Source organism: Pseudobacter sp. (genome assembly GCF_051955275.1).
GTDB lineage: Bacteria > Bacteroidota > Bacteroidia > Chitinophagales > Chitinophagaceae > Pseudobacter.
In genome coordinates this window covers 12,959-28,522 of sequence record NZ_JBQCGW010000121.1, presented here as the reverse complement: position 1 = coordinate 28,522, position 15,564 = coordinate 12,959, and the positions used below count along the sequence as shown (strand labels likewise).

Genomic DNA, 15,564 nt, shown 5'->3' with positions numbered 1-15,564 from the left:
AACCAGTCCTGTCAGCTGCATGCACTGCTTACATGCTGCTCATCATCTTTTTAAGGAATGCTTTAACCGAATTAATTGTATGAGAAAATTATTGCCCATCTTATTGCTATTTCTATGTGCTTTATCAAAGCGAAGTCTGGCGCAGGACAATGACCCCCGGGTTTCACTTTCAGTGAAGAATCAATCCCTGGAAGGGGTCTTTAAAATGATTCAGGCGCAAACCAGATTGAATATCATGATCACGGAAAAAATGCTGGCAGGGGCTAAAAAAGTTACACTTGATGTAAAGAATATGCCCCTGTCACAGGCACTTGAGCTGTGCTTCAAGGGAACTGATCTGACATTTACAATTTATGATGGTACTATCATCATAAAAAAGAAAGATCCTAAAAGCGACGACAGCTATATCATAAATACTGAGTCGGATAAAAGCATCAATATTGCCGGACAGGTTATTGACCGGAACCGGAAACCGGTTGTTGGCGTAACTGTACAGGCAGAAAAGAGGAATACTGCAGTACAAACTGACCTGGATGGTAAATTTCTCATAGAAGCTGATCCGAAAGATCAACTGTCGTTTACCCATATCAGTTATAAACGGGAACTTGTTTCAGTAAAAGGAAGGAGCAATATAGATCTTACGATGGAACCCGTTCAGGATTCAATGAATGAAGTGGTCATTTCTACCGGTTATCAGAGGATCCGTCAAAAGAGCCTTACAGGAGCTGTAACCACGCTGAAAATGGATTCCATTAACCAACCCGGTCTTACCACAGTTGATAAGATGCTTGAAGGGCGTGTTCCCGGTATGATAATGATGCAGAACTCGGGGCAGGTGGGCGCCGCACCTAAATTGCGTATCCGCGGTACTTCCACCATACTGGGTACAAGGGAGCCATTATGGGTGGTTGATGGCATAGTTCGGGTTGATCCGGTACCCATCCCCGCCAGTAAGATCAATGACCTGGATTTTGTAAATCTTGTAGGCAATGCCATATCAAATATTAATCCAAATGATATTGAAAGCATTGATGTATTGAAAGATGCCGCTGCTACCGCCTTGTACGGGGTAAGGGCGGCCAACGGAGTGATTGTGATCACCACCAGGAGAGGAACGCCGGGGCCACCATCAGTCAACTACAACAGCAGCCTCACTTATTCGCGCCGTCCGCGATATACGGATAATGATGTGTACATGATGAATTCACAGGAACGGATAGATGTTTCAAGGGAAATGTTCGAGAGGCAGATACCCGTTATCGGTTATCCGGAAGCCTATGAAAAGGCAGTAATAGATTATTACGGCGGCAGGATCGATTATGACACTTATAACGAGCGTATAAGAAGGGCCGGTCAAATGAACACGGATTGGCTGGGTATAGTAACACAGGACGTAATATCTTCCAATCATTCTCTTGGCCTTTCCGGAGGGAATCAGCTGAGCCGTTATTATGCATCGGTAGGATATACCAATGAACGCGGCGTGATCAAAGGTGAATATAATAAACGGTATACGGGACAGATAAACTTCGACCTGAACTACAGAAAGCTGAAGGCGCAGTTCAGCATCATGGCCAATAAGAATGATCGTATGTATACGCCATCCGATGTGGGGGTTATGAACTATGCCTATGGGACCAGCCGGACCATTCCTTTATACAATGAGGACGGCAGCCTGTATTTTTATCCCAATGGCCAGGCTTCCCCAAGACCCAGCTTCAATATTTTAAACGAAATGAACCGCAGCGGCCAGACAGTCAATGGCAGCGGTTATACTGCCACTGCCAACTTCAATTATGCATTGATGCAAGGTTTGCAATTGGAAGCCACCCTTTCTTACTCGGCAACGAACACGGAACAGCGCACCTGGTATGATGAACAAACGAATTTTATGGACCTGAAGAGAGGCGAATTTCCGGAAGATCTGACACGGAACGCTTTCCCGTTCGGCGGACTTCTTCAATGGCAGAATAACCGGCAAAGCGCCTACACTATCCGTGGGCAGGCAAACTACAGCCGGTATGTTGATGAGAGTAAAAAGCACCTTATCACTGCAAACCTTGGCAGTGAATTGTCTTCTGCAAAAAACAGCGGTATAGCGCAGCTCAGGCAAGGCTACTATCCTGAAAGAGGGCAAACATTCGCTGAACTGCATGACGCTAAGTATGTGGCTTATATCGCTGAAATGATGACTCCCCAATATACGCCTGTTATTTCGGAAGGGTTGACCAACCTGGCTTCCATGTATCTGGCGGCCAGCTATACTTATAATGACAGGTATATACTGAGCGTCAATACCCGCAGCGACTTTTCAAATGCATTTGGCTCCCGCAGCAACGAAAGGTTCCTGCCAACCTGGGGAATTTCGGGCAGATGGAATATTGACAGGGAACTGTTGAAAGATGTAAAATGGGTGAACCAGGCTGCATTGCGCGTTTCATATGGCACGCAGGGCACTATGCTGGCTGGGCAAACGCCTTATACCATCATTCAAAAAGGCGCATTCAACTCATTTTTTCAGACATATACTTCCAGCATTGTAAACTACCCCAATCCCAACCTGCAATGGGAAAAAACAGATGCCTATAATGCCACTTTGGACTTTATTCTTTTCAACTCCAGGATCAATGGCTCTTTTACGGTATTCTATAAAAAGACCAGCAATGCATTCCTGACCAGAACTATTTCAGAAGTAAATGGCCTGAATTCTTATGTGGTTAATGGAGGTAGTCTGGAGAACAAGGGAATAGAGCTGCTTTTCAACTTCACTCCCGTTAATCAGTCATTGGGAAGCAATAGAAGATTCATCTGGCGCATAGATCCTCAATTTGGTCAGGTCTTCAACAAATTACTGAGCAATGCAATCAAGATCCAGGGAAAAGGATCATTGGCCGATGCTGCTACCAGGGATACCTACGAGACCTACCTGGCAGGCCAGGTTGTGTTGGATGGGAAAGCGGTCAATACTTTTTACTCTTACCGTTTCAAAGGTTTGAACGGGATCGGGCAGCCTGTTTTTTATGGTGCAGAGCCCGAAAATGCGGAAGAACTGAAAGAACGCTATGGTAAAATGAACAACCAGGAATTATTGGGTGTGATACTGGTGGAATCCGGCAAACGCGAACCGGTGCTTCAGGGAGGTATCTCGAATTATGTTGCCTACGGGAACTGGTCGTTGAACTTCAATTTTACCTATAGCTTAGGCAATAAGATCCGCTTGCTGCAGATAGCTTCAGGCAATTACGGTACTTATAAACCAAGTTCCCAGAGAAACCTGCGTAAAGAGTTCGTTGATCGCTGGCGTTATCCCGGCGATGAACTGAAAACCAATATTCCCGGACTGTACCCTCCGGGCGCGGATATGAACTGGTGGCTGCAGACCGGAGGTGGAAATACAAGCACAGGTTCCTTTATTCCATTTGCCAGGGATTATTACCAGATGTATGATAATTCAGACATACGGGTTGTAAGCGGCGATTATATCAAATTGCAATCTGCTGCACTGAACTATACCTGCACACCTGAACTATGCCGGCGCATGCATCTTAAAGCTGCCAGATTCAGTTTGTCAGGCTCAAATTTACTCACCTGGGCAAACAAGGATCTGCGCGGACAGGATCCAACGCAATCCGGATCAACTCCCAATATCAATCTGGGACTACGGCCGTCTTTCTCATTTTCAATCAATGTTACATTCTGACAAATTATATCAGTATGAAATCAGTTACAATATTCCTCATCGCCGTGCTTATTCTTACAGGCGCTTCCTGTAAAAAATTCCTGGCGGCCTATTCGCAAAACCAGACATTTCTCCAGTCTGTTGATGATCTGCAGGAGGTGCTGTTAGGTGAAGGATATCCTAATAGTCAATTCTGGCATGATCAGGCTTTCATGGATGATGACGCCGAACATAATCCGGTACCCCGTTTTAATAATATCGAGCCATTTTATCAGTTTGGGATGCATTTCTGGCAACAGGTGCCGGAAGTGAAGAGTGATGGCACATTAAGCGATATCTATGGAAGATATTACTCCGGTTTTTATAAAATGATCGCGGCCCTCAACTCAGTTTTATTCAATATCTCCCAGATGAAGGAGGGAAATGCCTCCAGGCAAAAATTGCAACAGCTCTCAGGAGAAGCACACGCATTGAGAGCCTACTATTATTTTTTACTGGTAAATACTTATGGGAAACCTTATCGTGCTGCTACCGCTTCCACAGATTATGGAGTGCCGCTGAAAATAATACCTGAGATACAGAGCGCACCCTTTCCGAGATCCAGTGTTCAGCAAGTGTATGATCAGATCATTTCGGATCTGCTCGAAGCCGAAAAAGAGCTGGATGGGTTCAATGAAACATCAGTGGTCAGGGTCAACCAGGCATTGGCACAAACCTTATTGTCCAGGATCTACCTGTACCAGGAGAATTATGAAAAAGCAGTGATCTATGCGGATAAGGTCATTGCAAAACAATACAGGCTCAGGGATATGAACAATTGGGTAGCCGGCACTCCATTTGTGACACGCGCTTCTCCGGAACTCATTTATACAACCAGAAGTGGTCCTTATCTGGCAGAAAGAATGGCGGATATTTCATTGGGTTCTCTTTCACAGGACACTTACAGGGTTTCTGAAGATCTGCTGGGAATATTCTCTCAAAAGGATCTGAGATGGTCTTTCTTTTTCAAGAAAGCAGGTACAGGTGATTTCCTGGCCAGAAAATCGGGGGAGGTGCAGCAAATTGATATTTCAGACCTGAGCGCTTTCCGCCTGCCGGAGTTATACCTGAATAAAGCCGAAGCGCTGGCCATCCTGGGCCGTAATGAAGAAGCTATCGCTGTCCTGCAGGAGCTTCGTAAAAACCGGTTCAAACCAGCAGACCTTACGGTGATCGATCTGAGCGGAGCGCCCCTGGTTGATTTCATAAGAAACGAACGCCGCAGGGAGCTTTGTTTTGAATATCATCGTTGGTTTGATCTGAGACGCTATGGAGTGAACAGTAAATATCCTTTTGGTAAAGCCATCAGGCACCCCTCTTTTGTCCTGGATGGTATGGGCGGGCGGTCTCTGGAAGGTTATTATGAACTCAGACCCTATGCAGAAGAACCGTCAGCTTATGTGCTGACCGTACCTGTTGCAGAAATTGATTTTGGCCATGGAGTGATTTCCAATGAGCCCCGCCCGATCCGTCCATTGATACAATAGAGCAGTACATGTTTTTCTAATCCGAAAACAGCATATATGATTGCAATAAAAAAAAGCTATGGCTTCCTGATATTTCTCCTTGCTTTGACAATGATTGCCTGTAAGAAAGAAGCAGCGCTGCAACCAGACAATAAAGAAGAATTTCACCTGACAGTAAAGGATAATCCCTCCGATGCGGTTGATCACGCTATATTCCAGTTTTATGAAGCCACAGGCATACCTGTATTTTACAACGACACAGTTTCCAGAACTCAGGTGGATATTTTGAATGGAACTCCACGCTACTCTTACCAAAGGTTGTCAATAAAGTATTCTCCCACAGGCACGCAGCCAGGCATCACCTGGGTATTGCTGCCCGAAAAGGAAGCGTTGCTTCCTATGTTACCCTTACTGAAAGACAGGCTGGTGCCGCAACTGGCCAATGTATTTCCGCTGCAAAGCCTGTTTCTGGTGAAAAGCTCCAGAGCAAGGCAATTCGAGGGATTGTCGGCCAGGGTAAACAGACCTTTTCTGGGATTCAATACACTTATGCTGATCAATGTCAATCCTGCAACGATGTCTGATTCTGCACAAAGAAAATATGTGGCAGATGCGCTGGCTACCATTGCGTATAAGATGTTGAGACCTGGTTATGATAAACGGCTGGTATCCGATTTCAATAGTATTACGATTAGCACAACTTCGCATCCGGAGGTCTATGGAAGGGATCTGTATCTTTTATCTCCTGACGGAAACGGAACACTTGAAGACTTCAGCTTTTTGCCTCAACGTTTTTTGCCGGAAACACCTGCCGGACTCTCGCCCAAGTGGGAGCATGATTTCCTGTCGTACCTGGAAGCTGTATTCTTTTACAACAATAATCCCTCGGCCGATTTTGAAACAGACTATGCCGCCTATCCATTGATGATTAAAAAATTCAAAGTGATACGGACGTTTTTACAGGAAGCCGGATTCAAAATTTCCGGTTAATCCCCAACCTCCTAACCGTACATAAATATGGTTGATATGATCTCTCCCGATTATAAAATACAGTCCAGCGCTCAGTACGAAGAGCATCTGTTCAATCAAATGATTGTAATACATGCGCCACGCCTGCTTACGGATATAGCTGCCATTACCAGATGCAGGCATAGCGCCGCAGATATTCTACAGGATACCTTTTTGAAATTGTGGGACAAGCGGGATGCCATAACCGATGAGAACCCCGGTGGATGGCTGTACCGGGTAGCAGTACACGCTGCATACAAGCATCTGAAAAAGGAGAGCAGAAAAAGAAGGATACTGAATGAACTCAGAACAAGCGGCCAATCGGATGGTCTCACAGCTGAAAACAGGATACTCAGGAAAGAACAGCAGCACCAGCTCAAAGAAATATTCACCCGCCTTCCGCAAATGCAGCAGAAAGTATTCTGGCTGAGCAGGGAAGCCGGAATGAGCAGAGATGAGATCGCCTGCAAACTGCATATCTCTCACAATACCGTTAAAGTACATCTCACCAGGGCTCAACGTTTCTTTAAAGAACAGCTGAATGCTGTGGGGATCTTCCTGCTTTTTTCCGGATTTACTTTTTTTTGTTTCGGTACAGGTAATACCAAAAGTGGTTTGGAGGATATATACAATGAAGAGGAATTTTATAAAATCCGCTCAGTGGAAATGAAGTATTCTCTTAATTATGTAAGCAAACAAGAAATTATTACAACGGTCTGCATAACAGATGTAGTTAACCCTACTGGTGGTTGATCCGCGGACATTCTCAACAACATCCTGCGTTTACTGGTAACTGATGGGCTTTGTCCATTGAGGCAGGATCGTATTGTTCAATATTTATAACAAGAAGCATGATACTTAAAACCGAAAACCTGTCTCACAAATACAGCAGCAACTGGGCTATCCGGGATATCAATATTGAAATCGCAGAAGCAGGCATCATTGGGCTGCTGGGCTCCAATGGCGCGGGCAAGAGTACTACTATGAATATCATCTGCGGTACATTGAATCAGACAGAAGGCAACGTTTTTATCAATGATATCGATGTGAGAAAGTATCCATTGGAAGCAAAGAAGCAGATTGGTTTTCTGCCTCAGACGCCTCCCTTGTACACTGATCTTACTATCGATGAGTACCTGGAGTATTGTGCTGAGCTGAGGTTGATGGAAAGAACGAAGGTCAAAGCGGCGGTAGCGGAAGTAAAGGAGCGTTGCGGCATTGCACATTTCAGTTCCCGTTTGATCAATAACCTTTCAGGAGGATACCGGCAGCGGGTAGGCATTGCGCAGGCCATCCTTCATAAGCCTAAGCTGGTAGTGATGGATGAACCTACCAATGGTCTCGATCCCAACCAGATGATCGAGGCCAGAAAGCTCATCAAAGAAATTGCTGAAGAACACACGGTGCTTTTTTCATCGCATGTATTATCGGAAGTAAACCTGCTTTGCAGGGAAGTGATCATGATTGAGGGAGGCAGGATCGTTTTCTCCGATTCTATGGATGCGTTCAACAGTTATGCGCAATCAAACGCTGTATTGATGCGAGTGGATAATCCGCCGGCAACCACCGATATCCTGAAAGTGCCTGGCGTAACAGATGTACAATTCCTCTCAGACAAACAGGCCAGGATATTCTTCGAAGGAAGTGAAGAGGAAATCACTGACAGGCTGGTGGCTGCCAGTGTAGCAGGAGGCTGGCGCCTAAAGGAGATCAATCTCGAAAAAGGCTTGCTGGACGAAGTGTTCAAACAATTGTCGAACACCGGAGGATAATATTTACCATTATCAGGTTCATTTCACGGATACCTGTCAACTGCTTTACTGCAAAGTTGACGAGGCAGATTTTTGCTGCTAATCAATGATGAGTAGCCTGGAAACTATTAACTGATCAAAGAATGAGACGGATACTTATAATAGCGAAGAACGAATTAAGGAATCTCTTCTATACGCCGGTGGCCTGGTTTACGCTGATTGTGTTCTGGTGGATCTGTGCGTTATTCTATACCATGCGATTTGCCCGGGTTGGCCCCCGGTTGTATTATTCCGCTTTGGAATACCCGCATCTTCCATTTGTCAATCCCGGAACATTGACCGATGGGTTCATAACAAATCCAAACGGAAGTATGATTGCAGATGTGATGCAATATCTCTATCTGTTCATTCCATTGCTGACCATGGGCGCCATCAGCCGGGAATTCAATTCAGGCACACATAGATTGCTGTACTCATCTCCCTTGCGCATGAGGCAACTGGTAGCAGGCAAATTCCTGGGAATAACTGTTTTCAATCTGTTGTTTCTCCTTATTCTGGCGGCATTTATGGTTACAGCTGCATTCGATATAAAAAACATTGCTTATCCATTGTTATTATCGGCAGGACTCGGTGTTTTCCTGCTGCTTTCGGCTTACGCTGCTATTGGTTTTTTCGCCTCCAGCCTTACCAGGTACCCGATAGTGGCAGCAGTGATCAGTTTCTCCGTTCTTGTTATCCTGGGAAGTATAGATACCCTTTGGCAACAGTATGGATTTGTCAGGGATCTTACCTGGTTCCTTAGTATGAAAAGCAGGGCAGGCAGAATGCTGAAGGGCCTCATCACTACAAAAGATATTGTTTATTTCGCAGTGATCATCCTGATGTTTGTTTCCTTTGCTTTGTTGGTATTGAAACACAAGATGCAACAGTCCCCCTGGTATGTCAAACTCCGGAGATATCTTACTGTTATTGTTTTGAGTCTTGCTGTAGGCTATTTTTCATCCCTGCAGAATAATATAGGATACCTGGATGTATCAGCAGGAAAAACCAATACGCTTCACCCAAAGACCCAGCAGAACCTGAAATTATTTGATGGAGCGCCCATGGAAGTAACGCTCTATACCAACCTGCTGACACCAGACCCACAGGATGAATTTGCTTTTATCGGCTTTCCTGCAACTATCAACAGGTATTTAAGCATGTGGGAACCTTACCGCAGATTCAAGCCAGACATTGAATTCAAGTTCATTTATTATTACGCAGTACCTCCGGGCGACAGTTCTCAATACAGGACCTTTCCGGGAAAAACCCTCAAACAAATTGCAGGGCTTGTAGCAAGGACAATGAAAATTGACTCATCGATGTTTATGGGACCCGAAGAGATCAGGAAAATATTCGATCCGGAAAAAACAGGCTATAAAAGAGGACTCAAGATCAGTTGGAAAGACAGCTCGGTTTTTGTAGACTTCTTCCCCAGTGCAACCGGAAGCTCCGTATTTACTGGTGTGCAGAGGTCCAGCGAACCCGCATTTAATGCGGCTTTCAGGCGCCTGTCCGGTGAGAAAATGCCTCGCCTGGGATTTGTCACCGGCAATCTGGAACGCTCCATTACCAAAACTGGTGAGCGCGAATATGGCTGGCTGAACAGTTTATATCCTCTTGGTTTTGATGTAGACACTTTGAACCTGGCAACCCAGAACATCCCAGCTGATATCACCACCCTGGTGCTGGCAGATCCCAAAAAGGAACTGAGTGCAGATGTAATGAATAAACTGAAAAGTTACATCAGTGACGGAGGGAATATGCTCATATCAGGTGAGCCGGGTAAACAATATGTGCTCAACCCTTTATTGCAAAAACTGGGAATAAACCTGATGCCAGGTCAGCTCGTACATCCCTCTTATCATCAAACCCCTGATGTTGTTCCATATTATGAAGCTCCCGGCGTATTTGAATTAGGCGAAGAGTACAATCTTAAAACATACCGGCGATTGCTGACTCTTTTAGGAAACGGTATTCCATACAGTGATACCCAGGTTGCGTTGATATTTGGTGTAACAGGTATTGCACATAACAAAGACAGTGGGTTTAATGCCACCCCGTTATTTCAGGCATTGCCTGGAAGGAGCTGGCAAAAGATGGGAAAGCTGGTGCTTGATTCAGTTCCACCTGTATTCAATGAGCAGGAGGGAGACCGGAAAGAAAATTCATATGATATAACCCTGCAATTGACCAGGCAAAAGAATGGAAAAGAACAGCGGATCATTGTTGCGGGAGACGCTGATTTCATCAGCCCTTTACGGATAGACCAGAATGGTAAGCATGACCGTGTCCGCGCCATATTCAGCTGGCTGAATTACAATCGTTATCCAGCCTACACCATGTTCCCGTTCCCTGAAGACAACTGGCTCAAAATGACTCCCTCCTGGGTGAAACTGGAAAAGCTGATCTATGTATGGATCATTCCATCCCTTCTGATCTTATTGGGAAGCATCGTATTGGTCAGACGCAAAAGAAGATAAACGATCATATGCCAGGCTGGTAAGCCTGCACAAAATGTTCAGAAAAATAACTGTATCAAATAAAAATTCAGCGCAGATGCGATTGATCATCAGAATAGCTAAAAATGAATTGCGTTACCTGTTTTACTCGCCTGTAGCCTGGGTGGTGTTGCTGGCATTTTGGGTAATGATCGCATTGGATTATTTCAATGTGCTGCATGATATGGCCAATGTGCAGGAGGTTATGACAAAAAACAGTAACCCACAATGGAGCTGGTATCCCAAATCTGTAACCGGCATGCTGTTCGGTGGAGTATACAGAACAGCGGTGTCATACCTGTACCTTTTTATTCCCCTGCTCACCATGGGGCTGATCAGCCGGGAGAAAAATGCAGGTACCATCAGGTTACTGTATTCATCTCCAACAGGCTTGCGGCAAATAGTGCTGGGGAAATACCTGGGCATCATGCTATACCTTTTAATGCTGGTGGCCATTGTTGGCATTGTAATGATAGTGGGCGTGATCGATATACGAAAAGAAGATTATGGTTTGTTCATCTCCGGCCTGTTGGGATTCTATTTGCTGGCTTGCGCCTATTCGGCCATCGGTTTGTTCATGTCCGCAGTTTCAATACATCCGGTGATCTCCGCCATCAGTACTTTCATGATCATTTTTGTGCTGGACAGGATCGGGATGCTCTGGCAGCAGTATGATTTCCTCAGGGATCTTACCTGGTTCCTTTCAATGCAAAACCGGACGCAGAAAATGATCTTCGGTTTAGTGGTTACCAGGGATATTTTTTACTTCCTCGTGATCGCATTTATCTTCGTGAGCTTTACCATGATCAAACTGCAGTCGGGCAAAGAATCCAGGCCTTGGTTCATCAAGGCAGGGCGTTACATGCTTGTTATGATTGTTGCATTGATGACCGGGTATCTCACTTCAAGACCGGTACTGACTAAATACTGGGATACAACTGCTACCAAAGGCAATACGATACCTCCTGAGCTGCAACAGATGCTTGCCACTATTGGAGACAGTAGCCTGGAGGTAACACTCTATGTAAACATGCTGAGCAGGAATTCCTATTTTTCGCTTGGCATGCCGGAGAAGCGAAATCCCAGTTATCTCGCATTATTCTGGGATCAGTACCTCCGCTTCAAACCTGATATCAGGTTCAACTACGAATACTTCTATGATATCGATCCGCAAACGCCGGACAGCACCTGGTATGATATTTATCCCGGCAAGACCCCGCAACAGATCGCGCTCAAAGTGGCGGAACGGAAAGAATGGGATATGAGCAAAGTCAAATCGCCGGAGGAGATCCGGAAGATAGTGGACCTGAAAAAGGAAGGTAACCGCATGGTAATGGTTTTGAAATACAAAGGACGCACGGAAGTGGCCAGGACTCTGAATGATACCCAATGCTGGCCGGACTGGTATAATATGTCAGCAGTGTTCAAACGATTGCTGGAACCAGAAAAGATCTCAAAAATATACTTCCTTACCGGAGACCTTGAACGTGATATTCGCATCAGAGGCGACCGGGGGTATTATGATCATACAGAAAAAAGCATCAGGGCATCCCTGCCGAATATGGGCTTCGATATAGATACCCTGAACCTGAATACGCAGGCACTACCCCCAGATATGGCAACATTGGTACTGGCAGATCCGATCATGGACCTGAGCACCGGAGTGCAGGCTAAAATAAAGAGCTATCTGAACAATGGCGGTAATATGATGATCCTCGGCAAGCCAGGCAAGCAATATGTGCTTAATCCGCTGCTGCAGCAACTGGGCGTGCAACTCTTGCCCGGACAACTGGTGCAGCCAAGTTATGATGAAACCCCTGAGAAAGTGGTTGCTCTTCCTACATCAAGGGCTGATTCACTTTCATGGTTGACCGAAGGATTGGATATTGTTGGAATGCCCTGCGTGGCTGGTATTGACACCATCAGGGGAAGCAATTATTCACCCAATCTTTTACTGCATACGGCGCCAGGTAAAACCTGGCTGAAAGCGGGTGATCTGATCATTGATTCCACTTTGCCGGCTTTCAATGCCCTGGCGGGAGATATGAAGCGGAACATATTTGCTACATCATTTCAATTGACCAGGAATACAGGAAAGAAAGAACAGCGGATCATTGTTTTCGGAAGTGCTGACTTTATCAGCAACCTGCGGATCTTAATGAATCTTGACTTCATCAAAGGCGCCCATAGCTGGCTTACCTACAATCATTTTCCTGTACAACTGACAATGATTGCTCCTGCAGATATTCTGCTGACTGTGTCTGAAAGGGGAGCTTACGTGCAAAAAATATTGTTCATATGGATATTGCCCGGCTGCCTGTTGCTCACGGGGACCATCCTGCTGATCAGAAGAAAAAGAAAATAGTAATCCGATAAAAACAGATGCGATGAACTTACTTCGGACAGATGAACAGACCATCAGTGATCTGGAAATCTTTTCAAAACAGAGTGGTGGAGGTATCGTGGATATCTACAATCACGCAAATACACGCGGAGGTGCGGCCCTGCTGAGCGACCTGTTCCGTAACCCGCTTTCCGATAAGAATGCCATTAACCGGCGCAGCAGCATCATTGAAAACTTTGCCCGGTTAAAGCTGCGTTTCCCCTACGACGCAGCGCTGTTTGATATGGCGGAAAAATACCTGAGCCATTCAGAAGAAGGGATAAAAGCAAAGAACAGCCGCGTGGCATTGGGCGAAAAGGAGATCCAGAATGGCGTGCAGGCTGTTATCGATATCATTAAAACCACCTCCCGGTTTATTGAGCAGCCTGAAATAAAACATATTGAAGCCTATGGAGAGGAGCGAATATTGCTGATTAAGCTGCTGATGGATCCTGCCCTTGAACCGGCACTCAAGGAATCGGATAAATCCCGTTTGAGTTACAGTGCAGTGACAGCATTTGACTCACTGTTCCGGATAGCCGAAAGGGAGAAGGTGCAGCAGCTCCTCAAATCCATCTATCACCTGGATGTGTACATGTCAGTGGCGCAAACCGCCGTTGAACGAAAATTCGTATTCCCAAAAGCCCTCGAAAAAGGACGGGCAATGCTGAACCTCAAAGGTGTGTATCACCCTTCGCTTAAAAAGCCGGTATCTAACGACCTGCACATGCACGATGCTAAAAATACGCTCTTCCTCACGGGTGCTAATATGGCCGGTAAATCTACTTTCCTGCGTTCGCTGAGTACAGCACTCTACATTGCACACATGGGTTTCCCGGTAGCAGCAGCCAGTATGGAGTTTTCAGTACTGGATGGTATCTACACAACCATCAATCTTCCTGATAACCTCGGCATTGGCGCCAGCCATTTTTATGTGGAAGTATTGCGTGTGAGGAAAATGGCACAGGAACTCAGCCAGGGCGGGTCTTTCTTTATTCTTTTTGACGAACTTTTCCGTGGTACCAATGTGAAGGATGCGCATGAAGCTACGGTGGCCGTTATCAAAGGGTTTGCCCGCAAACATAACAGCCTGTTCATCGTTTCTTCACATATCGTGGAGGCAGGCGATCAGTTGCAGGCTACCGGCAATATCGATTTCCAGTTTCTTCCAACGCGTATGAACGGCCATGTACCTGAGTACACTTATCAGCTGGAGCGCGGTATCACCGATGACCGCCATGGCATGATCATCATCCGCAATGAAGGCATTCTGGATATCCTTGCCGCCGGAAATAAAGGCAGCAATGCTGCTGCATCAACCACTCAAATAGCTTTGCCCCATGTTTAACAACGACAAACAAACGATCGAAGAGCTCAATATCCTCGGTAAGTTCCGCCAGGGATCCGTGTATGGATTATTCAGTCAGGTAAAGACCAGGGGCGGAGAGCAGCTCCTCGATCAGATGTTCCGCAACCCCTTGCAGGATGCCACTGGCATCAACCAGCGCAGCAGCGTCTTTCAGTTCTTCCAACAGGAAAAACTCAGCTTTCCTTTTGACAATTCCCAACTGACCATCATGAGGGAGTTTCTCGATACGGAGAGTGGCAATAACAAAGTATTGGTACTTGCAGCCACCCTGATCAAAAAACTGCTGGCCTCTGTTACCCGTGACGAGCGCTACAAAAAAATGATGCAGGGGCTGCAGGCTACCATCGTTACCCTCAATAAATGCTATCAGTTCGTAGAACCACTGGTGAAAATTGAAGGGCCCTTTCAAAGCAGGTTCCGGTCTGTCAGGAGCATGCTGGAGACACCGGAACTTGAGCAGTTACGGATGATCGATATCTACCAGGCCCTTCCGGTCAGAACACTCTCTGAGTATGAATACCTGCTAAAAGGCCGTATGAAAGAAAAGCTGGCCTCCATCATGGAGTTCATCAGTGAAGTGGATGTGAACATTACGGTAGGCAATACTGCTGCTGCCAAAGCATTCAACTATGCCACGGCATTGCCTTCCGCCATGAACAAACTGGAAGCGAAGGGCCTTTTCCACCCCTGTGTAGAGAAAGCTGTGGGGAATGACCTGGCAATGAATGGAAATTCCAATGTATTGTTTCTGACCGGAGCCAATATGGCCGGGAAATCAACCCTGATGAAAGCCATCGGCATTAACTTTTACCTCGCACATATGGGCTTTCCGGTGGCAGTAAGGTCAATGGAGTTTTCTGTCAGCGAAGGACTTTATTCCAGCATCAATGTTGCCGATAATATCGGATTGGGGTATAGCCATTTTTACGCAGAAGTGGTGCGTGTAAAACAGGCAGCAGTGGCCGCGGCCAGTGGCAAGCGGCTACTGCTCATGTTTGATGAGCTCTTCAAAGGAACCAATGTGAAGGATGCCTATGACGGTACACTGGCCGTTACAGAAGGCTTTGCTGATTACAGGAACTGCCTGTTCATCGTATCAACCCATATAATTGAAGTGGGAGCTGCCTTGCAGCATAAACCTAATATTCAGTTTGTATATATGCCTACCATCATGGAGGGCAGCCATCCGCGCTATCCCTATAAACTGGCAAGTGGCATTACTGAAGACAGGCAGGGGATGCTCATCATTACCAATGAAGGTATACTGGAGTTGCTGGGAGAAAAGAATTAGGACAAAAGCGCTTCAATCAATTGTCGATTCAGTCCCTG

Annotated in this window: 9 protein-coding genes; all 9 read left to right on the top strand. The window is 45.9% G+C overall.

The window, feature by feature from the left end:
- The first annotated feature begins 79 nt into the window (after positions 1-79).
- The 9 genes from ACTHMC_RS10205 to ACTHMC_RS10165 all read left to right on the top strand — a co-directional run bounded on the left by ACTHMC_RS10205 (position 80) and on the right by ACTHMC_RS10165 (position 15,526).
- Positions 80-3,700, top strand: a complete 3,621-nt coding sequence (locus ACTHMC_RS10205; protein ID WP_440413010.1) for a SusC/RagA family TonB-linked outer membrane protein — start codon at positions 80-82, stop codon at positions 3,698-3,700.
- 14 nt (positions 3,701-3,714) lie between these two features.
- Positions 3,715-5,205: a RagB/SusD family nutrient uptake outer membrane protein gene (locus tag ACTHMC_RS10200; RefSeq protein WP_440413009.1), complete on the top strand. Its 1,491-nt coding sequence runs from the start codon at positions 3,715-3,717 to the stop codon at positions 5,203-5,205.
- A gap of 36 nt (positions 5,206-5,241) precedes the next feature.
- The gene (locus ACTHMC_RS10195) at positions 5,242-6,174 is read left to right on the top strand and encodes a hypothetical protein (RefSeq protein WP_440413008.1); all 933 of its coding nucleotides are present in this window, start codon (positions 5,242-5,244) and stop codon (positions 6,172-6,174) included.
- Between the two features lie 27 nt (positions 6,175-6,201).
- Positions 6,202-6,945, top strand: a complete 744-nt coding sequence (locus ACTHMC_RS10190; RefSeq protein WP_440413007.1) for an RNA polymerase sigma factor — start codon at positions 6,202-6,204, stop codon at positions 6,943-6,945.
- Positions 6,946-7,043: 98 nt separating this feature from the next.
- Positions 7,044-7,964: an ABC transporter ATP-binding protein gene (locus ACTHMC_RS10185; RefSeq protein ID WP_440413006.1), complete on the top strand. Its 921-nt coding sequence runs from the start codon at positions 7,044-7,046 to the stop codon at positions 7,962-7,964.
- Positions 7,965-8,086: 122 nt separating this feature from the next.
- Positions 8,087-10,465: a Gldg family protein gene (locus tag ACTHMC_RS10180; RefSeq protein WP_440413005.1), complete on the top strand. Its 2,379-nt coding sequence runs from the start codon at positions 8,087-8,089 to the stop codon at positions 10,463-10,465.
- A gap of 76 nt (positions 10,466-10,541) precedes the next feature.
- A complete protein-coding gene (locus ACTHMC_RS10175; RefSeq protein WP_440413004.1) occupies positions 10,542-12,848 on the top strand; it encodes a Gldg family protein in 2,307 nt (768 codons plus the stop codon).
- Between the two features lie 22 nt (positions 12,849-12,870).
- On the top strand, positions 12,871-14,214 hold the full coding sequence (locus tag ACTHMC_RS10170; RefSeq protein WP_440413003.1) for a MutS-related protein: 1,344 nt from the start codon (positions 12,871-12,873) through the stop codon (positions 14,212-14,214).
- Positions 14,207-15,526, top strand: coding sequence for a MutS-related protein (locus ACTHMC_RS10165; RefSeq protein WP_440413002.1), 1,320 nt, complete (start codon positions 14,207-14,209; stop codon positions 15,524-15,526). Before ACTHMC_RS10170 ends, ACTHMC_RS10165 begins: the two co-directional genes overlap by 8 nt.
- Positions 15,527-15,564: the final 38 nt, after the last annotated feature.

What these genes read in the sequence shown, in the direction of transcription:
- ACTHMC_RS10205 (WP_440413010.1), top strand. Translation starts at nt 80, where the DNA reads ATGAGAAAATTATTGCCCATCTTATTGCTATTTCTATGTGCTTTATCA.
- ACTHMC_RS10200 (WP_440413009.1), top strand. Translation starts at nt 3,715, where the DNA reads ATGAAATCAGTTACAATATTCCTCATCGCCGTGCTTATTCTTACAGGC.
- ACTHMC_RS10195 (WP_440413008.1), top strand. Translation starts at nt 5,242, where the DNA reads ATGATTGCAATAAAAAAAAGCTATGGCTTCCTGATATTTCTCCTTGCT.
- ACTHMC_RS10190 (WP_440413007.1), top strand. Translation starts at nt 6,202, where the DNA reads ATGGTTGATATGATCTCTCCCGATTATAAAATACAGTCCAGCGCTCAG.
- ACTHMC_RS10185 (WP_440413006.1), top strand. Translation starts at nt 7,044, where the DNA reads ATGATACTTAAAACCGAAAACCTGTCTCACAAATACAGCAGCAACTGG.
- ACTHMC_RS10180 (WP_440413005.1), top strand. Translation starts at nt 8,087, where the DNA reads ATGAGACGGATACTTATAATAGCGAAGAACGAATTAAGGAATCTCTTC.
- ACTHMC_RS10175 (WP_440413004.1), top strand. Translation starts at nt 10,542, where the DNA reads ATGCGATTGATCATCAGAATAGCTAAAAATGAATTGCGTTACCTGTTT.
- ACTHMC_RS10170 (WP_440413003.1), top strand. Translation starts at nt 12,871, where the DNA reads ATGAACTTACTTCGGACAGATGAACAGACCATCAGTGATCTGGAAATC.
- ACTHMC_RS10165 (WP_440413002.1), top strand. Translation starts at nt 14,207, where the DNA reads ATGTTTAACAACGACAAACAAACGATCGAAGAGCTCAATATCCTCGGT.